Raw genomic sequence first — 25371 nt, 5'->3', positions numbered from 1 at the left:
GGGGCCGGGCCCGGGCGGAAGGGAACGGGGTCGGGGCGGGCCCCGACCCCGGTGGGGTGTTACTCGTCGGTGTCGTTCTCTGCGTCCCCGTCGGCGTCGTCGCCGTCCGCGTCGCCTTCGTCGGCTTCACCGTCGTCAGCGCCGTCACCGGCGCCGTTCTCGGAGTTGGTGCGCTCGATCTCGGTCAGCACGCGCTCCTTGAGCTCGTCGCTCAGCGGGGCGTAGCCGAGCTCCGCGACGACCTCGTTGGCTTCCTCGTCCTCCAGGGCCCAGGTCCAGAAGTCGATGAGCGCGTCCGCGGTCTCGTCGTCGTAGCCGCAGGTGTAGGTGAAGATCCAGTTGGTGCCGGCGATCGGGTAGCCCTCACCGCCGATGTCGTCGATGCTGAAGCGGAAGTCTTCGGGGATGTCCGCCTCCTCGGAGGCGGCGGTGGTGGACTCCAGGGTCGGCTCGATCGGTTCGCCGTCGGCATTGATGACGGTGGCCGAGGCCAGGCCGGCCTCGTCCACGTAGGCCTGGTTCACGTAGCCCACGCCGCCCGGGTTCTGGCTGATGCCCTGGGCGACACCGTCGTTCTGCTGACCGCCGACCAGGCCGTCTGCCCAGTCGATCTCGCTGCCGCTGCCGTACTCGTCCGCCCACCAGTCGACCTCGTGGCTGAGGTAGTGGGTGAACACCTCGGTGGTGCCGGAGCTGTCGGAGCGGTGCACCGGGACGATCCCGTCGTCGGGCAGGTCCATGTCCGGGTTGAGTTCCTCGATCGCCGGGTCCGTGTAGGTGTCGATCTCACCGGAGAAGATGCCCGCGATCGCCTCGGCGTCCAGGACCAGGCCCTCCAGGTCCGGGTTGTCGAAGGCGATGACGACCGAACCGAACACGACGGGGAACTGGATGGCTTCGCAGCCGCGGGCCTCCGATGCGGTCTCCAGGTCCTCGTCGGTGAGGTAGCGCTCGGACGAGCCGAAGTCGACCGTCTGCTCGAGGAACTGCTCGATGCCGGCTCCGGAGCCGACACTCTGGTAGTTGATGCTGATGCCCGGCTGGACATCGTTGGAGTAGGTGTGCATCCAGTCCTGGAACAGAGGGTCCGGGAAGCTGGCGCCGGCGCCGGTCAGCGAGCCGCTGAGATCGGCGCCGCCGTTCGCGTCATTGGTCTCCCCGCCACCGTTGCTGCACGCGGCCGCGAGCAGGGGGATGGCCGCCAGAACGGCGAGCTTGGAACGCCCGTTGCGCATGTCGTAGTTCTCCTCGTTGAATCACCGCTGTCGGGGCTGACGTAAAACGACACTAGGCGCGTAGAAAGTCGCTGCGTCATCGAAATAGCGGCCGTTGGGTAGAAGGCGGATGAATGACGGGTGAATGAATGTCACTATTCAATAACGGGCGCGGTGCGTGATGGTGTCCGTGGTATCGGGTGAGCGGAGGGAATCTGCCCTGAACTGCGGTTATGACCGGGCTGTCGGTCGCGTCGCGGATGTTCGGGCGTCGGGAAGATGACGCATCCGATTTCTCGTCGGTTCACCCGGACATGAGCCATGGAAAAAAGTGACGGAAACATGAACGGTGAGCCTCTCCGGATTTTTCGGAGGGCCCTCCTGGAGGTTTCTGTTTCTTCCCTGGGTGCCGCCTACCCGCCGTTCGTGGTGTCCAGCCGGTAACCGATGCCGCGGACCGTGTGGATGAATCGGGGGTTGGCCTCAGAATCACCGAGTTTGTGCCGGAGGCGGCGGATGTGCACGGCGATCGTGTTGTTCACCGGGGGGAGGGGCTTGCGCCAGACCTCGGTCCACAGCTCCTCGCGGCTGACCACTCTGCCGCTGTGCCTGAGCAGGAAGTCCATGATCCCGAACTCCCGCAGTGCCAGGTCGACCGGCTGCCCGTCCACGAACAGCCGGTGGCCGAGCGCGTCCAGTTCCAGGTCGCCCGAACGCAGCGCCGACGGCGCACCGGGAACCACGGCCGGAGTTCCGTCCGGGCCCGGCAGCGAGCCCCGCAGCAGCGCCGCCAGTTCGGGGATCCGGTAGGGGCGGTTCACGCACGCGGTCGCCCCCGCTGAGAGCGCGCGCATCGCCCGTTGGGAGTCGCCCGGACCGACCCCGATGAGGATGGGGATATCCGTCGCCCTCCGGGTCACCCGCACCAGCGTCTCCAGGTCCACCTCAGACGGCGCCGCGCTGGTCAGCAAGGTGTCCGGGCGCATCAACCCCACGCGGAGCAGCGCCTCGGCGCCGTCCACGCAGACCGTGATGTCCACGTCGTGGCCGCTCAGCGAGAGCACGAGCTGATGCGACTGCTCGGACTCCGGTTCCACCAGCAGGACCCGAAGCGGACCCTCCGCCCGGTCCACCCGCTCCACCCGCACCTCGTCGTCCGGCGCGCCCGAAGGCGGGGGAACGGTTGAGGAAGGGGTGGGCGCGGGCATGGGCGGGTCCACTTCGTCGAGGGGATGGCCGGGTGGAACGCGGGGCGTTGTTATCCGAAGCGTCCGGAAATGTAGTCCTCGGTGCGCTGGTCGGCGGGCTTGCTGAAGATCGTCGCCGTCTCGTCGTACTCGACGAGGCTTCCGTAGCGGTCCCCGGCGTCGTCCACGGCGGCGGTGAAGAAGGCGGTGCGGTCCGAGACGCGCGCCGCCTGCTGCATGTTGTGGGTGACGATGACGATCGTGAACTCGGCCGCCAGCTCGTACATCAGGTCTTCGATCTTGAGCGTGGCAATCGGGTCGAGCGCCGAACAGGGCTCGTCCATGAGGATGACCTCGGGGTTCACCGCGATGGTGCGCGCGATGCACAGGCGCTGCTGCTGGCCGCCGGAGAGGGCGAAGGCGCTCTCCTTCAGCTTGTCCTTGACCTCGTCCCACAGGGCGGCCTTGGTCAGGGTCTCCTCGACCAGGTCGTCCATGTTGGCGCGCGAACCGTTGATCCGGGGGCCATAGGCGACGTTGTCGTAGATGGACTTGGGAAATGGGTTGGGCTTCTGGAAGACCATGCCGATCCGGCGGCGGACCTCGATCGGATCCACCTCGGGGGCGTACAGGTCCTCGCCGTGGTAGGTCACCTTCCCCTCGACCCGCGCACCCGGGATGAGGTCGTTCATCCGGTTGAGCGTGCGCAGGACCGTGCTCTTTCCGCAGCCGGACGGGCCGATCATCGCGGTGATCTGCTGCGGGCCCACCTTCAGGCCGACGTCGCGCACGGCTCGGTTGGTCCCGTAGATGATCGACAGGTCGGAGATGTCGAAGACGGGGGTGCCGAGGTCGGGGACCTCGCGGTTGTACCGGACGGTGTCGGGGGCGATCCCGCGGCCGGACTCGGTGCCGCGCGGGGTAGCGGTGTTGCTGACAGACATGGGGCCACTTCCGGGTCGGACGGAGTTCGGTGGTCCCGCGGGGCGAACCCGCGGAGCGCGGTCGGTACCCATGCAAATATGTCCATGTGAAGCGGGGGTGAACGAACCCCGTGGTCAAGGTGAACGTGGGCGGTGGAGTGGGAAGCCCCCGGTGACCTTCCGGTGTCGCCCCGTCCGGAGGCGGTCACATCGGTACGAGGTCGGGACGCATCCCGCGGAGCGCCGTGGCCAGCGCCCCGGTGTTCCAGCCGATCGAGACGGTGATCCGGGTGAGCGGGTGCTCGACGGAGGCGGGTGACTCGGTGTCCTCGTAGGGCGAGAAGGTGCACCAAGTCGGCGTGTGCGTGACCATGTCCGGTCCGTGGAGGAAGATGAGGACCACCTTCTTCTCCGAGTTCGCCTTGGTCCCGCGGACACTGGCGGTCCGGGCCATACGCACGTCGTCCCAGGACAGGAAGAGCGTGCGGCCCTCGAACCACAGCAGGGGTTCCTGGACCAGGGTGATCCCGGCGTTGTCGACCGAGGCCCCTTGGACCGTGAAGAAGCGCGGCGCGCTCCAGCACACCCCCGCCCAGAGCAGCAGGAGCAGGGCAGTGCTGAGGACGTAGAACGGGATCGGCGCTCCGGGGCCCGTGCCCGCCAGGTCCGCTGCCGCCACCCGGGCGCCCTGCCAGGTGCCGGATCCGGCGATGAACAGCGCGAACGCCCACCCCAGGGCCCGGCGCGGGCGAACGTCAACCCATGCGGGGTCCGGCGCGAACCGGTCCGGCGTCTGGACGGGCTGCCGGGCCTCCGGGCCGGACCAGCGCTGTGTGTCGGCGCGTTCGGCCACGGCGGCGTCGAGCAGGTCGGGGCGTGCCCGGCGCAGCAGTTCGAAAAGCTCTCTGGCACGTGCGGGGGTGAGCATGTCGATGAGCAGCAGGGGCCGGGGCGCGGAGCATCCCCACCTGTTCCGGCCGGCCATGACCAGCGGTGCCCACCGCGGCAGCCGCATCTCGTGGTCGGCCCGGTGCAGGTGCACCTCCGCGATGCCGCGGTGGCGCTCCCCGTTACTGCGACTGCTTGAGGCTATGTGGTGGATGTCGTGCCAGGCGACGAACGCCTGGTGGCCTCGGAACCACCACCGGCGCTCCTTGAGTACGGAGATCCCGTTGGGGCCCACCTGGACCCCTTGGACGGTCGAGAACTGGGGCAGGTAGGCGACCAGCACGCACATGACCACCAGTGCGGCGGCACCGATACCCAGCAGCGGCAGGACGAGCTCCGCGGCCAGGATCCGGTCCCTGCCCGCGGTGATGTCGTCGAGGACCATGCGGAGCGGGAGCAGTCCCGTGAGTACGAACGCGCCGGTGGCCGCCAGGAACCCATAGCGCCAGGTGCGGATGCGGCGTTCGCGGGCGCTCACGAATCCCGTGACGGCAGGGTGCTGAGGACCAGTGCCGGGTTCCGGACGGGTGGGCGGAGGGGGAACGGGCGCGGGGGCAGACGTATCCGAGGGAGGGACGGGGTGTCCGGCGTGCCCGGGCGGGGTGTGTCCGGAGGGGGCAGGGGGCCCGGGCTGGGTGTGCGTTCCCGGCGGTATCGGGTGAGCCTGCCGGGGTTGTGGACGGACGGCGGAGCCGCCCTCGAAAAGCCCTTCTGGGCAGTGCGTGCTGAGCGCCTCGACCAGCGGTCGGCGCTGTTCCGGAGCCAGGGGGATGCGCACTTGGGGGAAGTCGGCGCCACCCGCCCCCTCAGGGATGAGGCTCAGCCACGAGGGCAGGACGTGCGCTGGCGGGGTTCGGTACAAGTACGCCGTGAAGTGCTGGATGCTGCCCTCACCGACCACGGTTCCGCGGGTGTTGGGGGGCGGCTCGAACCGGAAGCCCCGGGACTTGCGCCAGGGCACCGAGAGCTTGCGGCCGCGGAACCACCACAGCGGTCGCTGGATGAAGTCGACACCTTCCGGGCCTACGGCGATGCCCTGCGCGGTGAGTGCCCGCGGCAGTGACCAGAGCAGCACCAGGACTACTACCAGCGCGGCAGCACAGACCACAGCGTTGCGGAGGAGGTCCTCGAACTCGGCTCCGGCAGAGGCCAGGAGGGTGGTGAGCGAGATGGCGAAAGTGAGGACGGCGGCGACCAGGCCGACGCCCCACAGCCCGCGGCGTATACCGCGCAGGTCGAGCCAGGCCTGCTGTTCACTGGTGGGGGAATGCACGCAGCACAGTGAAGCAGAGACGGCGGGTCCGTTGGCCGCCGAGGCCGCATCCGGTCACGTCCGACCCGCACCCCCACTGACCGCGCCGGTCGGCGCCGACGGGTACCGAGAGGGCCTACACCTTGCTGATCAGGTCCGGTTGTCGATCAGGTCGGGGCGGATGGCGCGGACCGCCTCGGTCACCCGCTTCTGCAGCGGTTCCCGGATGTCGAGCCGGACCCGCGTGAGCGGCTGGTGGGCGGTGGCGGGGGGCTCTCCTATCTCCCTCTGCTCGAGCTCACACCAGTGGGGGACTGAGGTGAGCAGGTCGGGGTGGTGCATAAAGGCGCTGAGCCGGTGTCGGCCCGCGTTGGAGCCGGCGATGCGGGGTGTGTCCTCTCTGACCAAGAGGATCTGTCCCCAGGGAAGGTGGGCGGTGCTGCCGCTGGACCACAGGAAGGGGCCCTGGACCAGGGTGATGCCGTATCCGTCCACGGAGATCCCTTGGTGTGCCAGGCGGTTCGGCATGATCCGGATCGACACGATGCTGAAGACAGTGCCGGCGAGCCCGAGCCCGATGACGTATCCCAAGGCCTCCCCCGAGCCGGAGAGGGTGAATTCGAGGAGGTTGTAGGCCCACGCGCACCACAGGAAGGCCAGGGGCACGGCGCCCATCAACCATGCGCGCAGGGTCTCGTGGCGCAGGTTCATCCACAGGGTGGGTGCGTGCGCTGGGTCGGCCCACGGCCGGTTCTGTGCCCCTGGGAACCCCTGCTGCCCCGGGCCCTGCCGCCCCGGCCCCTGCTGTCTGCGCGCTTGTTGTGCGTGGTGGTGGGCCCGTGCGTCCTTTTCTCGGGCGTGCTGCTTCTCGAGCCTCTCGACGGAGAGGTCGGGGCGGGCCATGCGCAGAATCTTCAGCAGGTCCTCGGCCTTCCGGCCCCCGCGCAGGCGCAGGAGGAGGACCGGGTGGTGGGGGGCGGTGAAGCGCCACTTGGTCTCGCCGGCCATCACCAGCCGCGCCCATGGGGGCAGTCGCATCTCGCGGGTGGTGCGGTGCAGGTGGACGCTGATTTCGAGGACGGCATGCCGGCGGCTCCCCACCGTGCGCGAGTCGAAGTGGTGGACGTCCTGCCAGCCGACGTGGGCCCGCTCGCCGTTGAACCACCATTTCGGGTTGCGGTAGATGCTGATGCCGTAGGCGTCCACGTGGACGCCCTGCGGGGTCAGCGCCCGTGGCGCCGACGAGACCTGGACCATGACGAAGGCGCCGGCGGCCATGATCAGCAGGGGGAGGAAGACCAGGGGGAGCACGAGACCGCCGTCACTCGCGGCGGCATCCAGTCCGAGGTAGATACCGAGCCCGGTCGCCATCAGGAAGTAGGTCACCGAGAGCACCGTCCGCAGCACCCAGTCGAAGGTCTGGGACCCGCCGTAGTCGACTGTGGCCGTTCCGGGTGCGTTCTTCGGCGCCTGGCCCGGTACGCCGGGAGCACCCGGTGCGGGGTGGGCCCCCGGGCCGTTCGCGGGGCCTCCCGGCCCGGGGATGTGTGTCGGGCTGCCCTGGCCGACCAGGTGTGGGCGGTGTCCCCGGAACGCGGCTACGAGCTGCTTGATCTCGTCCTGATCCAGCGTCACGTGCACGCGCGGAAGGGGGCTGAACGCCGGGAGTTCGGGATCGTCGGCCCCCTCGGCGACGTGCCCGAGCCAGGTCGGCGCCTGCTCCTTCGGCGGGGTGCGGTGTAGGTACAGGGAAACCGTTCCCGGTACCAGGCTCGGATCATCGGCCCCGTCGCCGTCGGAGATCCATACGACCTCGTGCCAGGGCACACGCATTGTGCGCCTTCGGATCCACCACTTCGGTTTCTGGACGAAGGACACGCCGCCGGTATCGACACCCACCCCCTGTTCGGTGTACGCCCAGGGCAAGGCATACAGGAGGACGAAGGCGAGGCCCAGGAAGGCGCACAGCAGAACGCCGGCGATGATCGCCGCGAGCGTTCCGTCCAGGACCGCCACGCTCAGGGCGACGAGGAGGAGGACGACGGCCACCGCGGAACCGCAACCCAAGACGGTACGGTTGTCGCTCCCCAGCGCCACCCACAGCGGCGGTGGCGGAGGCGACGGCGGTCCGCCATAGGGGTGACCTGGTGCGGGTCCCGGCGGGAGCTGCCCCGGCGGAGGCGACTGCGGAGGCGGAGGCTGGGCGCCGGGGTGCGGGTGGCCGTACGGTCCACCGGGCCCTTGGTGGGGTGGGTACATGCTTGGCCGATCTGGAGGGAGTGGCTAGGGGCCGGTTGCGGTCTCAGACCGTGACCACCAGGTCCGGCCGGGCCGCGTAGACCGTTTTGGAGAACCGGATGCGCTGCTTGGCCGGTGCCCTGACGGTGACCCGGGTGAGCGGTGCGTTGGGGCTCGCGGGGGCTTTGTCGTTCGCGCGGTTGTCGAGTTCGCACCAGTTGGGGGCCGTGGACAGCGCGTCGGGGTAGTGCATGAACACGTGGAGAAGTCGGCTGTCGGTATTGGCGACCTTCTCCTCCCGCACCATGCGGATCCCGGTCCAGGGCAGGTGGGCGGTGCGTCCCTCGAACCACAGGAAGGGCTCCTGGACCAGGGTGACGCCCGCACCGTCCACGTTGATTCCCTGCTGGGCGAGGCAGCGGGGCATGGCCCTTAGGGACCACAGGCTGAGCGGGACGGTGAGTAGGGCGAGCACGATGATGCCGCCCACAGTGTCCGGAACCTCGCCCAAGACGGATGTGAAGACCCCGAACCCGATCACGCTCCAGAAGTACAGGAGGATCGCGGCGCCGAGCGCCCACGTACCGGTCCGGAACATGCGGAGGCTGATCCAGTCAGCGGGGACGTGCGCGGGGTGGGGGGCGTGCGGGGCCCGGCCGTACTGCTGGGCATGCCAGTGCGCCTGCTGTTGGCGGGCGTCGTGCTGCTGGACGGCCCGCTCGGCCACCTGCTCGCGGAACAGGTCCGGGCGTGCTTGGCGCAGGTGGCTCGTCAGGGGGCGCCGGATACCGAGGTTGCTCAGATTGAGCACCAGGGCCGGTCGGTGAGAGGCGGTGGCCCGCCATTTGCTCTGGCCCGGCATGAGGAGCCGGGCCCAGGAGGGCAGGCGCAGTTCGTGGTCCAGCCGGTGCAGATGGATCTCGAGGGTGTGGGTGCTGGTCTTGCCGCTCTTGTAGTGGTTGGTGTCGAGGTGGTGGATGTCGTGCCAGCCGACGTGCGCGCTGTCGCCGTGGAACCACCACTTCCGTTCCCGGAACATGTGGATGCCGTACGCGTCCACCCGGACGCCCTGCTTCGCCCAGTACTGGGGCATGGTGACGACCATGAACCAGCTGTAGATGAGCGATGCCAGAAGGATGATCCCGGGCACGGACAGGGGGACGAGGTCGACGGGTGAGGTGGCCGACTGGAGCAGGATCACGATCGGCGCGCCCATGAAGAGGCCCATGAAGAGGGCGGGGATCAGCCCCACGAACCATTCGAGCCGTCTCTTCGTGCGGACCTCGAACGGTGCCTGTGGTTGACCCGCGGAGGGATGACCGGCTTGGGGGTGGCCCGCCGCCTGCGGGTACCCGGCCTGGGGAGGGCCGTGGTGTCCGGGCACCGGGGTGTGGAACGTGGGCCGGGGCGCCGCGGTGAGGTCGGGGCGCCAGGCGCGGACCGCCTCGACCAAACGGTTCTGCTGCTCGCCCGCGGAGGGGAAGGCCAGCCGGGCCAGCGGGCTGTAGTCCTCGCTCTCGGGGTTGTCGGCCCCCTCTGCCACGTGGTTGATCCAGGTGGGGGTGAGCTCCGTGGGCGGGGTGCGCCGGAGGTAGTAGGAGATCGAGCTCGCCCTGTTCTTGACCGCGACGATCTCGTGCCAGGGCACGATCAGGGTTCGGCCCTTGAACCACCACTTGGCCTTCTGGTCGAAGGTGATCCCACTGGCGTCCACACCGATCCCCTGTGCCGTGGTGACCCTGGGGACGGCGCGGAACAGGAAGAAGGCGCATAGCAGGGCGAACACCAGGAGGAAGATCGTGGTCCCGAGCGCGCTTTCGTCCCGGCCGACGAGGGCGGCGGTGAACAGCGCCAAGGCGAGGACCAGGACGATCGCGACGGCGCCGCACCCCCACAGGCCGCGCCGTTCCCGGCCGAGGTCCTCCCAGAACGGGGACGGCGGCGCCGACTGGGGCGGAGGTGTCTCGTACCGCTGCTGGTGCTGCGGGTACTGGGGTGGCGGGGCGCCGTACGGCGCCCCGTGCTGGGGGCCGGTGCCGTACTGCTGCGGCGTCGGCGGAGGGCCGTACTGGCCGGGCGCGTGTCCGGGGGGACCCATGGGAGGAGTGGGGTTCGGGCGACCGGGCTGGCCCCCGTGACCCTGAGGAGGGGGAAGCATGGCGCCAATTCTGGCATCGCTTCCTTCACACTGAGCGCGTACGGCCACACTCGGCCACCTGAGTTAACACAGTGAATGTCGCCGGTCACCAGGGGGTGTCGGTGGGGTGGGGGTCTGGCACTCAGCTGCCCCGCCCCTGCCGCAGGAGCCCCGCCTCGGGGCCGGCGTCACGCCCTGACCACCAGGTCCGGCCGGGCCGCGTGCGCCGCCTTGGAGAACTGGATGAGCGACCGGTCCGGTGCCCTGACGACGATCAGCGTGAGTGGATCGGTGGTGCTCGCCGGAGCCTTGTGATCCGCCCGGTTGCTGAGGAAACACCAGGTCGGGGCCGTGGAAAGCGCGTCCGGGTGGTGCATGAACACGTGGACGAGCCGGCTGTTCCCGCTCACCTTCTCCTCCCGGACCACGCGGACCTCGGTCCAGGGCAGGTGCGCGGTGCGCCTCGCGCACCACAGGAAGGGCTCCTGGACCAGGGTGATGCCCGAGCCGTCCACCTCGATCCCCTGGCGGACCAGGCAGCGGGGCAGGGACCGCAGGGACCAGAAGCTCAGCGGCACGGTGACCAGGGCCAGGAAGAAGACGGTGACGGCGAAGGGTACATGGCCCGTGAGGGCTACGCGGACGCCGAGCACGATGAGGACCCAGGAGCCCAGCAGCATCGCCGCGCCGATCGCCCACACGCCGATCCGGTTCAGGCGCAGACTGATCCATGCGGTGGTGGTGCGCGCGGGGTGCGCGGCTCGCGTCGGCCGACCGGTCCGGTGGTCCCGACCGTGGTCCCGCGGGTGTGCCGGCTGCGGACGGGCTCCCTGTCCTTGGCCGTCCTCCCGCCGTTGCCGGACCCCCTGCGCCTGAAGGGCCTCCTGCGCCCGGGCGGCCGGTTCGACCGCCCGGTCACGGCAGAGGTCCGGAACGGTTCGGCGCAGGTGCTCCAACAGGGAGTACCGGTGGCCGATACCGTTCATGTTGAGTACCAGCGCCGACCGGTGCGCGGCGGTGACGCCCCATCTCCGTTCGCCCTCCGCCAGCAGTCGGCCCCAAGCGGGCAGGCGCAGGCCCTGGTCCGTCCGGTGCAGATGGATCTCGACGACGGAGACACGGTTCTTCCTGGTCAAGTCGAAGCTCGACTGGGTGCTGCTCGAGTCGATGTGGTGGATGTCGTCCCAGCCGACGCGTGCGCTGGTGCCGTCCAACCACCACTTCCGTTCCCGGTACAGCTGGATGCCGTCGCCGTCCACCCGCACTCCCTGCTTCGCCCAGTACCGCGGCACGGTGGCGATCATGAGCCCGAGGTGGAAGAACACCGCGCAGGCGGCGCCCGCGGCGAGGCCCACAGGGACGAGCACATCCGGCGGCAGGGCCGCTTCCAGCACGAGTATCGCCAGTACCGCCCCGGCGATGCCGAGGATGAGGCTGACCGGGAAGGCCTTGAGGGCCGCGGAGAACCATGCGAACCGTCTTGTGGTCCGGATCTCGAACGTTGCCTGAGGCGCGCGGCTGGACGGGGTCGTGTGATGGTCCGGGCGACCGGGGTAGCGCCCGTCGCTCCGGGGCGGGAGAGACATGCCACCGATTCTGGCACCGCGTGTCCAGCGTCTCGGGAGTGCGCCCTAGACCGAGCGCGCCACTGTCGTGCGCGCCGTCGTTCGCGGTGGTGCGGCTGGTTCCGGGTTCCGGAACGCGAACGCCCCGACGGCGCCCCTGCCGGGGCGTCCGCCGGGGCGGTCGAAGTCTGGGTACCGCTCTACTGCTGGGCGTCGTCGCCCTGCTCGGCGATCTTGTTCTTGACTTCCTCCATGTCCAGCTCCCGCGCCTGGGTGATCAGGCTTTCCAGGGCCTCGGCGGGGAGTGCGCCCGGCTCGTTGTAGATGACCGTCTGGTCCCGCACGATCATCAGGGTCGGGATGGACTGGATCTTGAACTCGAACGCGAGCTCACGCTGCGCCTCGGTGTCGACCTTGGCATGCACGATGTCGGTGTGCTTGTCCGAGGAAGTCTCGAATACCGGGGCGAACTGACGGCAGGGTCCGCACCAGTCCGCCCAGAAGTCGATGAGGACGAATTCGTTGTCCTTCAGCGTCTCGGCGAAGTTGTCTTTGGTGAGTTCGACGGTGGACACGTGGTCTCCTGCCTCTTCGTTCGTCTTGTTGGTGTCGACCGGTGGCCAACTGCCATCCTCCTGGGTGCTACAGCGGTCGTGCCCACTCGTTTGTTCCACATGCCTCAGGGGTGCTTCGGGCCCCGGCCAAGTGCTGGTTTCCGACACAACACGTGTTGAATACCTGTTTGGGAGGAAAATCCGAACGCGGCTAGTGTCAGCTCGAGGGGCACGGGTTCACTGCCATGACCTGTGCTCCCTCTGTGGGCCGAACGCCGAAAACGGGGGTACCGATGAGCGCTGAGGCGCACGAGGGAGAACGGGACGTCGACTACCGCTTCACCCTGGCCAACGAACGTACCTTCCTCGCGTGGATCCGTACCGCATTGGCTCTCCTCGCGGGAGCGGTCGCCGTCCTGCACCTGCTTCCGCTCGGTTGGGACGAGGCGCCGCGCACGGTCGTCGGTCTGCTCCTGGCGGTCCTCGCCGGTGTGGTGACCGTGTACGCGCCGATGCGCTGGTACCGCGTACAGGCCGCCATGAGACGGGGGGAGAGCTTGCCGACGAGTGCGCTTCCGCTCGTGACCACGTTCGCGGTCGGGCTGGTGTGCGTCCTGGTCCTCCTCGGCAACCTGCTGTGAACCGGCGGGTGGAACGGGATCCAGGGCTCCAGCCCGAACGCACGCTGCTGTCCTGGCAGCGCATGCTCATACTGCTCGTGGTGGTGGCGCTGCTGTACCTGCGCGGCCCGCTGGTGCCCGGATCCACCGTGGTGCCCGAGGTCGACCCCCTGCTCCGAGTGGGTGTCATGGCCTTCGCCCTGCTGATGTGTGCGGGCCTCGGGCTGCACCTGTGGCTGAGGTGGCGCCGTACCGCGTTCGGGCTGCGGGAACGGGACACGGGTGAGCCCCCGCTGAACGTGGCCCGACCGTGGGCGATGGTCGCGCTGAGCTCGGGTGTCCTCGCCCTGACGGTGGTCGTGGTGCTGACGGTCATCGTGTCGTGAGCAGGTGACACGCCCTGTGTACGGGCGGGGCCATGCTCTCTCTGTGCACGGACCGCGGTCATGCCCTGTGTACGGGCGGGGTGGTGGCTTGGGTGGGCACTGTGTCCGGCTCGTGCCCTGGGACGGGCATGTGCCCTGCGGCGGGCGGTGGCCGGGTCACCGAGGCGGGGGCCGGGCCTCGTCGCACCCTTCGTTGCTGTTCGGCGGTCGGTGGCCGACGGGACTTCCTGGGGAGGGGTTCGGGTGGCGGGGCACCCGACGGGATGTCCTCCCGGCCGACTCTTACCACTGAAGCGGAGTTAAGCCGGGGTCGGCACCGACGCGCTCGAACGGCGCTGCTCGACGATTGATCCGATGATGTCGTTCAGGTCCCTGGTCGGTTCGTAGCCGATCAGGCGAGCGGCCAGGGAAGTGTCCGGGAACCGGCGCTGCATGTCCTCGTAGCCCTCCCCGTACGCCTCCTCGTAGTCGATGTAGGTGATCGCGCTGCTGGACCCGGTCAGTTCAACGACCCGGTCCGCCAGCCCCTTGATCGAGACCTCCTCGCGTCCGCCCAGGTTGACCGCCTGGTTGTAGGCTTCGGGGGTTTCCATCAACCGGGTCAGCGTGGGCACCACGTCGTACACCGAGCCGAAGCAGCGGCGCTGGGTGCCCGTGCCGTACACGGTGATGGGCTCGTTCGACAGTGCCTGGTCGACGAAGCGCGGAACGACCATGCCGTACCGGCCCGTCTGCCGCGGTCCCACCACGTTGAAGAAGCGCGTGATGACGCACGGCACGCCGGACTCCACGCCGTGGACGTAGGCGACCAGCTCGTCGAGGCCCTTGGCCGCCGCGTAGGACCAGCGGCTCTTGATGGGCGAACCGTAGATCCGGTCGTCGTTCTCCTTCAGGCCGTTGGCGTCGTTCTTGCCGTAGACCTCACTGGTCGAGGCCACCATGTACGGAACGCGGTGCTTGACCGCGGACTCCACGATGTTCTCCGTTCCGTGCAGGTTGATGCGGAGCGAGCGCAGCGGGTTGTCGACGATGTTGTAGACACCCACTGCCGCGGCGAGGTGGTACACGGTGTCAGCTTCCGCGACGAGCTCGTCGACGAGCTTGCGGTCCAGGATGTCTCCCTGGACGAAACGGAATCCGGGTGTGTTCTCCACCTGTGCCAGGTTCGACCGCGACCCGGTCGAGAGGTCGTCGAGGACGACGACCTCGTGTCCCTGCGCGACCAGGTGATCGCACAGGTGGGAGCCGATGAACCCGGCTCCGCCAGTGATGACAGCCTTCATGGTTTCCCCTCCACTACGGGCGATGTGCTAGTTCTGTACTTCATGGGGATAGGTCTTCGCGTGTATGGCAGGCGGGGGAGCTCGTGCAAGGCCCTGCCCGTCAGGCCAGATGGCGCAGGACGTGGTAGCCCTCGCCGAGGGCGACCCCGGCCTGCATCCCACGGAGGACGGCGAGGCTGCGCAGGGTGAGTTCGGAACGGGTGTGCGGGTGCTCGTGGCTCTGCGAGCCGTAAAGCTCCATTCCCTGGAGCTTGGCCAACAGGTCCTCCTCCTCGAGTTCGACGATGAAGTTGGGGGACTCCACTGGCTCGATCCGCCACTGGTCGGCGGCCTCCTCGAACGCCAGCACCAGCCGGGGGTGGTGGCGCAGACGGGTGTTCGAGGGGCGCAGCGCCGTGTGCACGGCCTCCGCGGCGGCTTTGTGGTCTTGGTTGTAGCTGGTGTGGTGCGGTACGAGCACCACGGTCGGCTTGATACGCGCGATCGAGAGCGGGCTCTCTCGCTCGATCAGCTGCGTCAGGTCCACCCGGGGGACGGAGTCCAGCCTCAGGTGGTGAGTGTCGCCTGGCAGGGCCATGTGCCAGTCGTCCCAGCGGAAGTGCTCAGCTGTCTTCTTGACCTCGGTGTAGCGCTCCTCCGCGGTAGAGAAGCCCTTCGGGGACTGGTCAGCGGTGTCGCCGACCGTCAGGAACTGCACGAAGACCTCTGCGCCCGCGCGCTTGGCCTTGTACATCAGGCCGCCGCAGCCGAGGGTCTCGTCATCGGGATGGGGGGAGTAGACCAGGATGCGTTCCTGTGACCAGTCCGTCGTCATGCCAGTTTCCCGTCCTTTGCCGAATTGGGTGGCGATCGGTGACAACCCGTGTCGTCGGGACCTTGCTGCACCCGGTGCACGGGCGGGCGGTGATCCGCCTGCTGATCCTTTCTGGGTGCCGAATCAGCTTCGGGATCTTGCCTGTCGGAGCACGTGCAGCGAGTCTGGTCCGGCGTTGAGTAGGAGATCGATCGCCGACAGGCGAGGCACGAATTCGTCGGCGGGTCCGCGTGTGTGCTGTGGGTACACCGGGTGCCGGAAGTCCTGCCACTCGATGTCCACCCCGTGGCGGTGCATGATGTCCGGGTCCAGGTAGTCCCTCGCACCGTCTCCCGAGAGCATGGTGTCCGCTCCGGCCTTGGCGCAGATCTGGGCGAGCAGCTCGCTCTTCTGCCCGGGGAACTCCCCGAGCTCACTGGCGCGCAGGATCGGAGTGTCGATCCCGAATCCGCGCATCAGCATGCGTGTGGTCGCTATGGCCAGGTCCGCTAGGTCTTCCCACTCGGTCTCGTACAGTTGGGTGATTTCGTCACCGTAATCGGCCCAGTATGGGGCCTTGCGGTAACCGTGTTCAGCAAGTGCCCTGTAGTGCTTGATTCTCCATTTCTGTGTGTTGTCTATCTTCTTGTCCTGGATGCGCTCGTCGCGGCTCGCTTGTGCGACTGGCACGGTAAGCAGCACGGGCTTGCCCTGTCCCGCCACGTAGTTCCGGTTCTGCCAACCACGGCGTTCGAACTGGACCGTGTCCAGCATGACGAACCGGTCGGAGCGGTCAATCTTGTCGATCAGCCCCAGCCAGGGCCAGTAGTGCGGCTGGTGGACCGCAGCACGAATGCGATCGGTGTCGTCCCTGGTGACGGCGGGTTCGCCGCTGCTGTGTTCCGGGTAGTCGTGGGCAGGATCTGGCGAGGGGGATCGAGAGCCGCCGATCACGCCGGGCATTCTCCTTGTCTCATCGGGTCACTTTTGGCGAAGGTTTCCCGAGTCGCCTACTAAGCAGCGTCGGATTGGCCCGGGGGCATGGCGCGCCTCCGGATGCCTCGCCTGAAATATCTTCTTATGGGTACCACCTCACGCAAGCCCGTGTATACGATTTGCGTGGCCTACATAGGACGCGAACTCGGGTGAACCTCCCGGTCGCGTAGGGCGTCAACCTAACGCCGACTTTGCGGGTTAATGTCGGTCCGAAACCGATAACTTTCGGAGGGTCCTAGGGCTGTGCGTATCGTGCGTTTCATCGGTGGCCTGCTGACCGGGTTGATCGCCCTGGTCCTGGCTACCGCACTCTTCCTCTACTGGTTCGACTTCGCGACGGACATGGCCGCCGCCGCGGGGATCGGCGCCCTCGGCTACGTCTTCCTGTGGATGGCCTTCGGCCTGAACCTGCTGCTGTGGACCGTGGTCGGCCTGCTCCGGGTGACCGAGAGCGGGGCGCGCACCGCCTTCCGGCGAAGGCCCGGCGACCAGCACCAACCGCGGGCGGTCAGCCAAGGTCAGGAACGTGAGCGGGTCCTGGTCGGAGCGGGAGGCCCCGGTGGGGGTGTCGCGCTGGCTGAGGGCGGCTCCGGCGATTCCGTGGGCGGGGGCGCGGTGGCGACCGCCACGCCCAAGGACGCCGCGGTTCCGGCCGACCCCGAGGACGTCAGCATCGCCGTCATCATCCCGGCGCACAACGAGGAGCCGGTGATCGACGCCGCGATCTCCTCGGCGTTGGGCCTGTTCAACCGCTGGGACATCTATGTCGTCTCGGACTCGTCCAAGGACTCCACCGCCGAGATCGCGGCCAAGACCGGCGTGAACGTCCTCGAGCTCCTCACCAACCGGGGCAAGGCGGGGGCCATCGAGGCGGTCATCGAGGAATTCTCACTGACCGAAAACTATGACGGCGTCCTGATTCTGGATGCCGACACCGAGCTCGACGCAGGATACGTCGAAGGCGCCAAGCGTCAACTGACGGATCCGGACGTCGCCGCGGTCGCCGGGTTCGTGGTCTCGGAGTGGAAGCCGTGGGAGCGCAACATCATCGGGCGGATCATCTCCGCCTACCGGGACCGCCTGTATTTCATGCTCCAGTACTTCATGCGTTTCGGACAGACTTGGAAGCGGACGAACGTCGCCTTCATCGTCCCCGGGTTCGCGAGCGTGTACCGGAGCAGGTCGCTACGGGAGATCACCGTCAACCCGCCGGGGCTGGTGATCGAGGACTTCAACATGACCTTCGAGGTGCATCGCAAACGCCTCGGCAGGGTCTCGCTTCGGCCGGACACCAAGGCCTACAGCCAGGATCCGTTCACGCTCCGGGACTATTGGAAGCAGGTCGGCCGCTGGACGCTGGGCTTCTGGCAGACCGTCCGCCGCCACAAGGTGTGGCCGAGCTTCTTCTGGGTGGCCCTCGGGCTGTACATCCTCGAGGTCGTACTCGTGTCCCTGATGTTCCTGCTCACCGTGGTCATCGCGGCGTTCGTGCTGATCGGCACCTTCGGCGGGGAGGTGGTGGCGGGGCTACCGTTCTTCACCGACGGGTTCGACGCGGTGACGGCCTTCCTGCCGCTCACCGCGCTCGCCATCGGCCTGCTCGTGCCCGACTACATGCTGACCTGCGTCATGACGATGGTTCGGCGGCGGCCGTCGTACCTCTTCTACGGCCTGTTCTTCTTCCCGATCCGCATGATCGACGCCTACCTGTCCCTGCGGATGATCCCGAAGGCCTGGACCGCCAAGTCCGACGGCCGGTGGAGCAGCCCCGTCCGGATCGCGAACAAGGACAAGTAGACCTGCTTCCACCTGCGCACATGTGAGATTGTCCGGCATCGGTCACCCCAAGGACCCGCCGGTGCGGGCAGAGCAAGGGCGTGTTCGGTGGATGCTGCCCGTCGCGAGCGGCGCAACAGTGGTGCTGGCACAAGGCCGAAGAAGGAGTCAGCCCGGGTTTGGCTGTCGACTGATGAGAACGCAGTGCAAGTGCCGCTGGGGCGTCGCGTAGCAGGGAAAGTGTCCGCCGGACATGCCCTAGCCTCGATGGAGGGGACCCGACCCTCCTCGGGGCTGAGTTGTTGAATGGGTGGAGTCGCAGTGGACAAGAGACGTGTTTCGTTCGCGTTGTACCGGGTGCTCGCGTACACGACGGGTGTGTTCCTGGTGGGTCTGGTCTTCGTGGCCATGCCCGCGAGGTACCTGGTCGGAGAGACTTCGATGTTCGCTCTGACGGCCGCGCCCGAGGGTTGGGAACACTGGTTCGGCCCCGAGTCCCCGTTGACGCTCTACATCACGGTGCCGCACGGCTACGTCTACATGGCTTACGTGCTCGTCGTCCTGTGGGTCGCCCTGGACCGGCGCTGGGGGGCCGGCCGCACCCTGGGCGTCGCTCTCGCCGGCACCATTCCGATCCTCGGTTTCGTGGTCGAGCACCGTGTGGCCAAGACCGAGCAGGCGAAGGACCGCGAGGCGGAGCAGGCTGCTCAGGAGCCGGTACCCACCGGTTGAGTCGAGTCCCCGCCGTTGTCCTCCGAGGCCCCACCCGTCCCCCGGGTGCGGGCCTCGGCCAGTTCACGGCGCATGAGGATGATCCAGAAGACCACGCCGGAGATGCCGAACATGCCCCACTGGACCGCGTAGCTGAAGCTCCGCCAGTTGACGGTGAACTCGGTGGGCGGTTCGGGGGGCGGAATCGCAGTGAGGCCGTCGACCGCCGGCTCCTGTTCGGGGAGGGTGACGTAGGCCGCGTAGAGCTGGTAGTCCCACTCGCTGACCAGAACCGCGGGAGCGATCCGTTCGATGGTGCCCGTGTCGGGCTCGCCCATCGGGAAGAAGCCCTCTTCGGACTCCTCGGGGGGCTGTAGCCAGCCGGAGACCGTGACTTCGCCCTCGGGGACAGGCGGCAGGTCGGTGCCGTCCTCGCTCCAACCGCGGCTCACGGGCAGGGCTACGCCTTCCTCGGTCACTAGGGGCAGGACGACCGCGTAGCCCTCGACCCCGTCGAGGCGGCTGGGTGCGAGGACCTGCGCATCGGGGTCGAAGTGCCCGCTGGCCTGGATCGCCGTGTTCGCGGTGAGGTTGGGATGCAGGAAATCACCGGGTTCGCCGAGCTCCTCCAGTGTGACGGAGCTGGCCAGGTCCTCCACAGGGTTGGTGATGACCTCGCGGTCGGGTTCGAAGGCGCGTGTGCCCTGCCAGTAGGTCCCTACAGCGCACACGGCGACCACGAGCAGAGCCGCGAGGTGGAGGCCGAGCCAACGTGGGCTGAGGAGCGGTGATCTCACCCGACCAGGCTATGCGCGACCTCTGAGCATCCGATCATGACCCCGGGTTGACGATGGCCACAACAGCTTGGCAGTTCACCACCCCAGGAATGACGATCACTTTAAGTAGTTTCTCGTGACAGAGGGTTGTTCTTCGAGGGTGCGGTGGGTAGTGTCTCAATCAACGCGGAACGACAGGATCGTTTCCACGTGAGAGACCTTCCAGGCCTCGACTCCAGGGGGGAGGAGTCGCAGGCCGCTTCCCAGAGCGAGGGTTGCCTCCGTACTTTGAGGGGGGATACGGAGGCGACCCTCGCCACCTCGTCAGCGGGGCGGGACCACCGATCGGTGGTCCCGCCCCGCTTCTCGTGCGGAGGGCGGCCCGCGCGCAATGCTCTGAAGGACAGGCCCCACCGTTCGCAGGTGCGTCCTCCCGCCGACCCATGCGCATGCGTCCGCTCGCGCGGGTCAGCCCATGGTCTTCTGGCCGTCCAGGGACTCGCGGATGATGTCGGCGTGCCCGCAGTGCTGCGCGGTCTCCCGGATCAGGTGCAGCAGGACGTCGCGGACGGTCCAGGCCGTCTCCTCGGGGAACCACGGGGCGGACGGGAGCTTCCGGCTGAACTCCAGGTTCGGAAGGGCGCGGATGTAGGCCTCGGTCTGCGTCGCCGTCGTTTCGTACTCGGCCAGCACACCCGCCAGGGTCTCGTCTCCGACCAGCCGGAACGTGCTCTCGTGGTAGTCGTAGGTCTCCTCGGACTCGTAGTCGACTTCCGGTGCGCCCTCTTCGATGAACCGGATCCAGCCGCGCTCCGTCTGAGACACGTGCTTGACCAGCCCGGCGAGGTTGAGGGCACTGGCGGTCGGGCGTTCGGAGGCCCGTTCCCGGTCGAGCCCCTTGAGGGTGAAGAGCAGGAACTCGCGCTGTTCGGCCAGGAAGGACAGGAGCGCCTCCCGCTCGGTCCCGCCGCCACCCCCGCGAGCGCCGCCGCTGTCGTGGTCGTGCTCCGCTGCCCGCACTGTCTCCGCCGTCATGGTGATCCCCTCTGGTCTTTCTCGGTACCTCGACCCTAGGAAGCATGGCGGTCAGTTGCTGTCCTCTACTCGGTTCCGGCGGTCGCCCTTTCTGGCGACCGCGAAAACAGTGTGGATAACCTGGCGGTCCGGCGACCCGGAGGTTCCATGGCCCTGATTCCGCTCCAGTACCGACTCGACGGCCCCAAGCACGCGCCCGTCGTGCTGCTCGTGCCGCAGTTCGGCACGAAGATGTCGGCCTGGGAGCCACAGATGCCCGAACTCACCCGCCACCGCCAGGTGCTGCGGGTCAACCACCGGGGCCATGGGTCCTCCCCGGCGCCCGAAGGGCCCTACTCGATCGAGGAGTTGGCCCTGGACATCCTCGGAATTCTGGAGGAGCGGGGCTTCACCCGTGTCTCCGCGGTCGGTTCCGGGTTCGCCGGCTCCCTACTGCTCTGGATCGCGGCCAACTCGCCGCGGACACTGGAGCGGCTGGCGCTGCTGGCGGGTACCCCGCGTACGCCGCACATGCACGGGTGGGACCGGATGGCCGCCCGGGTTCGGGAAACGGGCATGGAGTCGGTGACCGCCGACGTCGTCCTGCCGTGGTTCACCCCGGACCTGACCGGTGGGCGCCCGGAGGTCGCGGCCCGGTTCACTGAGGACTTCGGCGGGATCGACGCGGGCGCCTTCGCGTCGATCTGCGACGCCGTGAGCGGGCTGGACCAGCGCAACCTGGTCTCCGGGATCCGCGTGCCGACCATGGTGGTCTCCGGGGCACACGACCCCCTGCTGCCGCCAGGGCACGGTCGCAGGCTGGCGGACGGGATCTCCGGCTCCCGGTTCGAGGTGGTTCCCGGCGCCGCGCACCTTCTCGGGGTGGAACGCGCCGACCGGGTCAACGAGCTGCTTGTGGAGCATGTGGCCGCCTGAAGGGCGCCTGACTGGCTGTCCGAGTGATCGCTGGACCGTGTTCGGGACGGCGGGGGTTACACGTCGTCGCGCGCCGGGATCAGCGGGCAGTTGATCTCCAGGAGGTAGCCGTCCGGGTCGCGGAAGTGGGCGGCGCGGATGCCCCAAGCGGTCCAGTCACGGGGCTCCATCACCTGGCGGGCGCCGTCGGCGACCAGGCCGGCGGCGGCCTCGTCCACGTCGTCGACCTCGAAGACGACCGCGAGCCGGTCCTGGTTGGGGAGTTCGGGGTCGGCCGTGTCGGTCTCCAGGGCCTCGGCCATCACCTCGCGCTGATTGATCGCCAGGCGCGTCTGCGAGTGCACGTCGAACTCGGCGTACCGGCTGTTCTCGTCTCCCCACAGCACGGGGAACTTGAGGACGTCGGCGTAGAAGCGGAAGCAGGCCTCGTAGTCGTTGACGAGGAGCCGGATGTAGCTGAAGCGCATGGGAGCCTCCTGCCGTGCGGGGTTGGTCGTCGGCACCATTGTCGCGTCTGAGCGTGACGGATCAGTGAGTATCCGTACCCGGATGTCACGTGGCCGGATGTGGCCACCTCATTTCTCCCACCCCTCTTGACCTGCGATTCACGGCCGAAGCCCCGTCCCTGGGCTGAGCGGGCCTGTATTCCCACTCCTGGTAGTTCTCCTGCTCGCGAATGTAGTACATGTACTATTAAAGGAAGCAGAACAAGGATCAAACAGAGGAGTGCTGTGACAAGCAGAGCGGCACCGAATCAGTCCCGGGCGAGCGCTCCGGCTACCGGAACCCCGGCCGAGGCCGTGCTGAACGTCCGTGACCTGCGCATGAACTACGGCAGTACCGAGGTCCTCAAGGGGGTCGACCTCACCGCCCGGCGCGGCGAGGTGATCGCGCTCCTCGGACCCAACGGTGCGGGCAAGACCACCACCATCGAGATCCTCGAGGGTTTCCGCCGCCGCTCGGCCGGAGAGGTCGACGTCCTCGGCGCCGACCCGGACGGCGCGGACGAGGGGTGGCGCTCCCGACTCGGCGTGGTCCTGCAGTCCTGGCGCGACCACGGCGCCTGGCGGGTAGGCGACGTGCTCCACCACTACGGCCGCTTCTACGCGCCCTACTCCGAGCCGTCCCGGTCCCGTCCCCACGACACCGACGAACTCCTGGCCCTGGTCGGCCTCACCGACCAGGCGAACCAGCGGGTCAAGACCCTCTCCGGGGGGCAGCGCCGCCGCATGGACGTGGCGGTCGGCATCGTCGGCCGTCCCGAGCTCCTCTTCCTCGACGAGCCCACCGCGGGCTTCGACCCGAAGGCCCGCCGGGACTTCCACGACCTGGTGTTCCGCCTCGCCGACGAGGAGGACACCACGATCATGCTCACCACGCACGACCTGGGCGAGGCCGAGAAGCTGGCCGACCGCATCCTCCTGCTGGCCGGGGGCGTGATCGTCGCCGACGGAAGCGCGGACCAGCTGTCCCAGCTGGTGGCCAGGGACAGCGAGGTCACCTGGACGGTTGGTGGCCAGCGCCACGTCCACAGCACCGACAACCCCGCGCGCCACGTCGCGGAGCTGTACGCCGAACACGGGGACGCCGTCACCGACCTGAAGGTCACCCGGCCGTCGCTGGAGGACGTGTACATGGCCATGGTCCAGCGGTACGAGAGCGGTGAGGCCGACGAGGCCGCCGCCGAGTTCGGCAAGGAGATCCGATGAACCCCCAGAGCAACGCGGTCCGCGCCGGGATCTCCCGGAGCTGGATCGAGTTCCGCGCCTCGTTCACCAACCCCCAGGAGGTGGTGGTCGGCTACATGATGATGCCGGTCATTTTCCTGGGGCTGGGATTGATCATCGGGGACGGCTCCGACGAGATGGGCGTCGACTTCTCCGCGGCCATGTTGGTCGGCGGCGTCAGCCTGGTGATCGCCATCAACGGCGTCGCCACGGTCGCCCAGGTGCTCGCCACCGAACGCGAGGACGGGACCCTCCTGCGGGCCAAGTCCACCCCGCACGGCATGACCGGCTACGTTGTCGCGAAGGTCGGCCACATCGTGATGATGTCGGCCTTCTCCCTCCTGCTGCTGCTGGTGCCGGCGGTGTTCCTGTTCGACGGCTTCTCGCCCCAGGGGATCTTCGGCATGGTCACCCTGCTGTGGGTGTGCCTGCTCGGCCTGCTGGCGCTGGCCCCCGTCGGTGCGATCCTCGGTTCGCTGATCACCAACCCCAAGAACGGTGTGGGCCTGGCGATGCTGCCGGTGATCATCCTCTTCATGATCTCCGGGGTGAACATCCCCCTCGAGTTCATGCCCGGATGGGTGCAGGTGATCGCGTTGACCTTCCCGATCTACTGGGTCGGCCACGGGGTGCGCGCGGCGGTCTTCCCGCCCGAGGCCACCGACCTCGAGCTCTTCGGGGTCTGGCAGCTGCCGCTGGCAGCGGGGGTCCTGGCGCTGTGGGCCCTGGTCGGGTTCCTCGTCGCGCGGCCCCTCCTACAGCGCATGGCCCGGCGCACGTCGGGTTCCCGGGTGCAGGCCGCCCGAGAGGAAGCGGCCAAGCGTGCCTACTGAGAACAAGCAGGGCGGGAGCGGCCGTCGCACCAGGGCCGCGGCCAACACGGAGGCGATCTACAACCGGATCGCGATGCTGCGGGCCGAGCGGAACGTGTCCCGCCGACAGCTCGCCGAGGCGCTGGGGGTGCACTACCAGACCGTCGGCTACCTGGAACGGGGCGAGTACAGCCCCAGCCTCCACCTCGCCCTGCGGATCGCGAAGTACTTCGAGGTCCCGGTCGAGGTGGTCTTCTCCACCGAACCCTTCCCCCGGATCGGCCAGTGAGCCCCGGACCGCCCCTGCTCCCCGCGACGCCATGAGGAGAAACGTGTCCCCTGCCGCATCCACCACGGAACTCACCAAGTCTCAGCGGATCCTCCTGGAGAGGATCGAGGACCCGCGCAGGCGCGCCCGGTGGGCGCCGCGCTCCCGGCGCCGCCGGGCGGTGGTCGCCCTGGCCGCCATGAGCCTGGTCAGCATCGCGCTCTTCGTCCTCGTGCTGATCGTGCCGCCCCCCGGGTCCTTCTTCCTGCTCGCCGGGTTCGTCGCGGCCGGGCTGCTGACCATGCCCCTGTCCGCCCGTGTCAGCATCGCCTCCCGCTGCACCCCCAAGCAGCTCGGCCTGGACGAGTTCCAGCGCGCGGAGATGGACCACGCCTCGCTCCTGGGGCACCGCGTGACCAACGCGGCGCTGATCACCCTTTTGGCCGTGACCTCCGGGATCGGCGGCGCACTCGCGTCCGGGGACTTCTCCGCCTCCGTGGTCATGGCGGTGCTACTGCCGATGGTGTTCGCCACCACCCTGTGCCACGGTGCCTTCCCCGCCTGCTACCTCGCCTGGACCCGCCCCGACGAGGTCCTCGACGACGAGGACGAGCCCGCCCAGGCCTGACCGCGCTTCCTCATCCCCTGCCCCTTCCCCCGGATCGGGCAGTGACAGCCGTCCCCCCTTTGGCAGGAGCCCAGCATGACCCCTCTGAACCCGTCCGACGCGGCGAAACTGGCCGCCGCAGAGGATCCTGGCCTGAGTCGGGCCCGCGCCTCCCGGGCCCGCCGACGGTTCCACGTGGCGCTGCTCGCCCTGTTGATCCTGGGCGCCGTCTTCGGTCTCGCCGCCGTGAACACCATCGACAACAGCAACCCGCAGTATCTCGCGGCCGTGCTCTTCGTCGGCGTCGTGATCCTGCTCGTCTACCAGGTCAAGCGGCTCAGCCGGATCACCCGGGTGTCCCTGCCGATCCGGCTCCTGGACGAGCGCCAGCGCGACGAGCGCGACAACGCCCACCGCTTCGGCCATTACCTCACGGGGGTGGCCCTGGGGGCCAGTTTCATCCTGGTCGCGGTCATCACGACCTTCAGCCCGCCGAGCGTGGTCTTCCCCAGCTGGCTCGCCGTCCCGCTGCTCTGGCTGCTGGCGATGCTCCACAGCGCAGGCACGGTCTTCTACCTGGCCTGGACCCAGCCCGACGAGCTGCCTGAGGAAGACGAGCCCGCCCAGGCCTGACCGCGCTTCCCCAAC

24 protein-coding genes are annotated in these 25371 nt (G+C 68.4%); 10 read left to right on the top strand and 14 right to left on the bottom strand.

Annotation, left to right across the window (positions count from 1 at the left end; all coding sequences use genetic code 11):
• Nucleotides 1–59: 59 nt before the first annotated feature.
• The 8 genes from pstS to trxA form a co-directional block, all read right to left on the bottom strand.
• The gene (gene pstS / locus ACYVD1_RS12740; RefSeq protein WP_460771736.1) at nt 60–1235 is read right to left on the bottom strand and encodes a phosphate ABC transporter substrate-binding protein PstS; all 1176 of its coding nucleotides are present in this window, start codon (nt 1233–1235) and stop codon (nt 60–62) included.
• A 392-nt stretch (nt 1236–1627) separates the two neighbouring features.
• On the bottom strand, nt 1628–2422 hold the full coding sequence (locus ACYVD1_RS12735; protein ID WP_460771733.1) for a winged helix-turn-helix transcriptional regulator: 795 nt from the start codon (nt 2420–2422) through the stop codon (nt 1628–1630).
• A 50-nt stretch (nt 2423–2472) separates the two neighbouring features.
• Nucleotides 2473–3345, bottom strand: coding sequence for a phosphate ABC transporter ATP-binding protein PstB (pstB, locus tag ACYVD1_RS12730; protein WP_460771730.1), 873 nt, complete (start codon nt 3343–3345; stop codon nt 2473–2475).
• Between the two features lie 184 nt (nt 3346–3529).
• Nucleotides 3530–5545 carry a hypothetical protein gene (locus tag ACYVD1_RS12725; protein WP_460771728.1) on the bottom strand — a complete coding sequence of 672 codons (2016 nt, stop codon included), beginning with the start codon at nt 5543–5545 and terminating at the stop codon, nt 3530–3532.
• A gap of 129 nt (nt 5546–5674) precedes the next feature.
• On the bottom strand, nt 5675–7573 hold the full coding sequence (locus tag ACYVD1_RS12720; protein WP_460771726.1) for a hypothetical protein: 1899 nt from the start codon (nt 7571–7573) through the stop codon (nt 5675–5677).
• Between the two features lie 253 nt (nt 7574–7826).
• A complete protein-coding gene (locus ACYVD1_RS12715; protein WP_460771724.1) occupies nt 7827–9860 on the bottom strand; it encodes a hypothetical protein in 2034 nt (677 codons plus the stop codon).
• A gap of 227 nt (nt 9861–10087) precedes the next feature.
• Nucleotides 10088–11485 (bottom strand): hypothetical protein, encoded by a 1398-nt coding sequence (locus ACYVD1_RS12710; RefSeq protein ID WP_460771722.1) that lies wholly within the window; start codon nt 11483–11485, stop codon nt 10088–10090.
• A gap of 179 nt (nt 11486–11664) precedes the next feature.
• On the bottom strand, nt 11665–12039 hold the full coding sequence (trxA, locus tag ACYVD1_RS12705; RefSeq protein WP_460754533.1) for a thioredoxin: 375 nt from the start codon (nt 12037–12039) through the stop codon (nt 11665–11667).
• A 272-nt stretch (nt 12040–12311) separates the two neighbouring features.
• On the opposite strand from trxA, the gene ACYVD1_RS12700 reads away from it, so the two are divergent.
• A complete protein-coding gene (locus ACYVD1_RS12700; RefSeq protein ID WP_460771720.1) occupies nt 12312–12659 on the top strand; it encodes a YidH family protein in 348 nt (115 codons plus the stop codon).
• 8 nt (nt 12660–12667) lie between these two features.
• Complete coding sequence (locus ACYVD1_RS12695) at nt 12668–13024, top strand: DUF202 domain-containing protein (RefSeq protein WP_460771718.1); 357 nt, start codon at nt 12668–12670, stop codon at nt 13022–13024.
• Nucleotides 13025–13323: 299 nt separating this feature from the next.
• On the opposite strand, the gene ACYVD1_RS12690 is transcribed toward ACYVD1_RS12695, so the two are convergent.
• The 3 genes from ACYVD1_RS12690 to ACYVD1_RS12680 all read right to left on the bottom strand — a co-directional run bounded on the left by ACYVD1_RS12690 (nt 13324) and on the right by ACYVD1_RS12680 (nt 16063).
• Nucleotides 13324–14307: an NAD-dependent epimerase/dehydratase family protein gene (locus tag ACYVD1_RS12690; protein WP_460771716.1), complete on the bottom strand. Its 984-nt coding sequence runs from the start codon at nt 14305–14307 to the stop codon at nt 13324–13326.
• Nucleotides 14308–14407: 100 nt separating this feature from the next.
• Nucleotides 14408–15121, bottom strand: coding sequence for a PIG-L deacetylase family protein (locus ACYVD1_RS12685; RefSeq protein ID WP_460771713.1), 714 nt, complete (start codon nt 15119–15121; stop codon nt 14408–14410).
• 123 nt (nt 15122–15244) lie between these two features.
• On the bottom strand, nt 15245–16063 hold the full coding sequence (locus ACYVD1_RS12680) for a WbqC family protein (RefSeq protein ID WP_460771711.1): 819 nt from the start codon (nt 16061–16063) through the stop codon (nt 15245–15247).
• Nucleotides 16064–16339: 276 nt separating this feature from the next.
• Here ACYVD1_RS12680 and ACYVD1_RS12675 point away from each other — a divergent pair, with 276 nt between their 5' ends.
• Together ACYVD1_RS12675 and ACYVD1_RS12670 are read left to right on the top strand one after the other, a co-directional pair.
• On the top strand, nt 16340–17893 hold the full coding sequence (locus ACYVD1_RS12675) for a glycosyltransferase family 2 protein (protein ID WP_460771709.1): 1554 nt from the start codon (nt 16340–16342) through the stop codon (nt 17891–17893).
• A gap of 285 nt (nt 17894–18178) precedes the next feature.
• Complete coding sequence (locus ACYVD1_RS12670) at nt 18179–18604, top strand: DUF3817 domain-containing protein (RefSeq protein ID WP_460754509.1); 426 nt, start codon at nt 18179–18181, stop codon at nt 18602–18604.
• Here the strand turns inward: ACYVD1_RS12670 and ACYVD1_RS12665 are convergent.
• Nucleotides 18580–19380, bottom strand: a complete 801-nt coding sequence (locus ACYVD1_RS12665; RefSeq protein WP_460771706.1) for an SURF1 family protein — start codon at nt 19378–19380, stop codon at nt 18580–18582. The two genes, ACYVD1_RS12670 and ACYVD1_RS12665, sit on opposite strands and share 25 nt — an antisense overlap.
• Before the next feature lie 447 nt (nt 19381–19827).
• Nucleotides 19828–20394 (bottom strand): DinB family protein, encoded by a 567-nt coding sequence (locus ACYVD1_RS12660; protein WP_460771703.1) that lies wholly within the window; start codon nt 20392–20394, stop codon nt 19828–19830.
• A 147-nt stretch (nt 20395–20541) separates the two neighbouring features.
• Here ACYVD1_RS12660 and ACYVD1_RS12655 point away from each other — a divergent pair, with 147 nt between their 5' ends.
• The gene (locus ACYVD1_RS12655) at nt 20542–21309 is read left to right on the top strand and encodes an alpha/beta fold hydrolase (RefSeq protein WP_460771702.1); all 768 of its coding nucleotides are present in this window, start codon (nt 20542–20544) and stop codon (nt 21307–21309) included.
• 56 nt (nt 21310–21365) lie between these two features.
• Here the strand turns inward: ACYVD1_RS12655 and ACYVD1_RS12650 are convergent, their stop codons facing one another.
• On the bottom strand, nt 21366–21776 hold the full coding sequence (locus ACYVD1_RS12650; protein WP_460754490.1) for a VOC family protein: 411 nt from the start codon (nt 21774–21776) through the stop codon (nt 21366–21368).
• Nucleotides 21777–22040: 264 nt separating this feature from the next.
• Between ACYVD1_RS12650 and ACYVD1_RS12645 the strand changes: the two genes are divergently transcribed.
• From ACYVD1_RS12645 to ACYVD1_RS12625, 5 genes are all read left to right on the top strand, one after another.
• Entirely contained in the window at nt 22041–23018 is a 978-nt protein-coding gene (locus ACYVD1_RS12645) for an ABC transporter ATP-binding protein (protein ID WP_460771699.1), read from the top strand.
• On the top strand, nt 23015–23869 hold the full coding sequence (locus ACYVD1_RS12640) for an ABC transporter permease (RefSeq protein ID WP_460771697.1): 855 nt from the start codon (nt 23015–23017) through the stop codon (nt 23867–23869). The genes ACYVD1_RS12645 and ACYVD1_RS12640 overlap by 4 nt, the downstream gene beginning before the upstream one ends.
• Nucleotides 23859–24137, top strand: coding sequence for a helix-turn-helix transcriptional regulator (locus ACYVD1_RS12635; RefSeq protein ID WP_460771695.1), 279 nt, complete (start codon nt 23859–23861; stop codon nt 24135–24137). The genes ACYVD1_RS12640 and ACYVD1_RS12635 overlap by 11 nt, the downstream gene beginning before the upstream one ends.
• A gap of 43 nt (nt 24138–24180) precedes the next feature.
• On the top strand, nt 24181–24744 hold the full coding sequence (locus ACYVD1_RS12630; RefSeq protein ID WP_460771693.1) for a hypothetical protein: 564 nt from the start codon (nt 24181–24183) through the stop codon (nt 24742–24744).
• A 75-nt stretch (nt 24745–24819) separates the two neighbouring features.
• The gene (locus ACYVD1_RS12625) at nt 24820–25356 is read left to right on the top strand and encodes a hypothetical protein (RefSeq protein WP_460771691.1); all 537 of its coding nucleotides are present in this window, start codon (nt 24820–24822) and stop codon (nt 25354–25356) included.
• The last annotated feature ends 15 nt before the right edge of the window (nt 25357–25371 follow it).

The sequence above is a fragment of the Nocardiopsis nanhaiensis genome, assembly GCF_054778635.1.
The sequence above is the reverse complement of the archived record's forward strand: the minus strand, read 5'-3'. Positions and strand labels throughout refer to the sequence as shown.

Bases quoted from the DNA above. Each gene is read 5' to 3' on its own strand.
- pstS (WP_460771736.1), bottom strand. From the start codon at position 1,235: ATGCGCAACGGGCGTTCCAAGCTCGCCGTTCTGGCGGCCATCCCCCTG.
- ACYVD1_RS12735 (WP_460771733.1), bottom strand. From the start codon at position 2,422: ATGCCCGCGCCCACCCCTTCCTCAACCGTTCCCCCGCCTTCGGGCGCG.
- pstB (WP_460771730.1), bottom strand. From the start codon at position 3,345: ATGTCTGTCAGCAACACCGCTACCCCGCGCGGCACCGAGTCCGGCCGC.
- ACYVD1_RS12715 (WP_460771724.1), bottom strand. From the start codon at position 9,860: ATGGGTCCCCCCGGACACGCGCCCGGCCAGTACGGCCCTCCGCCGACG.
- ACYVD1_RS12710 (WP_460771722.1), bottom strand. From the start codon at position 11,485: ATGTCTCTCCCGCCCCGGAGCGACGGGCGCTACCCCGGTCGCCCGGAC.
- ACYVD1_RS12700 (WP_460771720.1), top strand. From the start codon at position 12,312: ATGAGCGCTGAGGCGCACGAGGGAGAACGGGACGTCGACTACCGCTTC.
- ACYVD1_RS12690 (WP_460771716.1), bottom strand. From the start codon at position 14,307: ATGAAGGCTGTCATCACTGGCGGAGCCGGGTTCATCGGCTCCCACCTG.
- ACYVD1_RS12685 (WP_460771713.1), bottom strand. From the start codon at position 15,121: ATGACGACGGACTGGTCACAGGAACGCATCCTGGTCTACTCCCCCCAT.
- ACYVD1_RS12680 (WP_460771711.1), bottom strand. From the start codon at position 16,063: ATGCCCGGCGTGATCGGCGGCTCTCGATCCCCCTCGCCAGATCCTGCC.
- ACYVD1_RS12670 (WP_460754509.1), top strand. From the start codon at position 18,179: ATGGGTGGAGTCGCAGTGGACAAGAGACGTGTTTCGTTCGCGTTGTAC.
- ACYVD1_RS12660 (WP_460771703.1), bottom strand. From the start codon at position 20,394: ATGACGGCGGAGACAGTGCGGGCAGCGGAGCACGACCACGACAGCGGC.
- ACYVD1_RS12655 (WP_460771702.1), top strand. From the start codon at position 20,542: ATGGCCCTGATTCCGCTCCAGTACCGACTCGACGGCCCCAAGCACGCG.
- ACYVD1_RS12650 (WP_460754490.1), bottom strand. From the start codon at position 21,776: ATGCGCTTCAGCTACATCCGGCTCCTCGTCAACGACTACGAGGCCTGC.
- ACYVD1_RS12640 (WP_460771697.1), top strand. From the start codon at position 23,015: ATGAACCCCCAGAGCAACGCGGTCCGCGCCGGGATCTCCCGGAGCTGG.
- ACYVD1_RS12625 (WP_460771691.1), top strand. From the start codon at position 24,820: ATGACCCCTCTGAACCCGTCCGACGCGGCGAAACTGGCCGCCGCAGAG.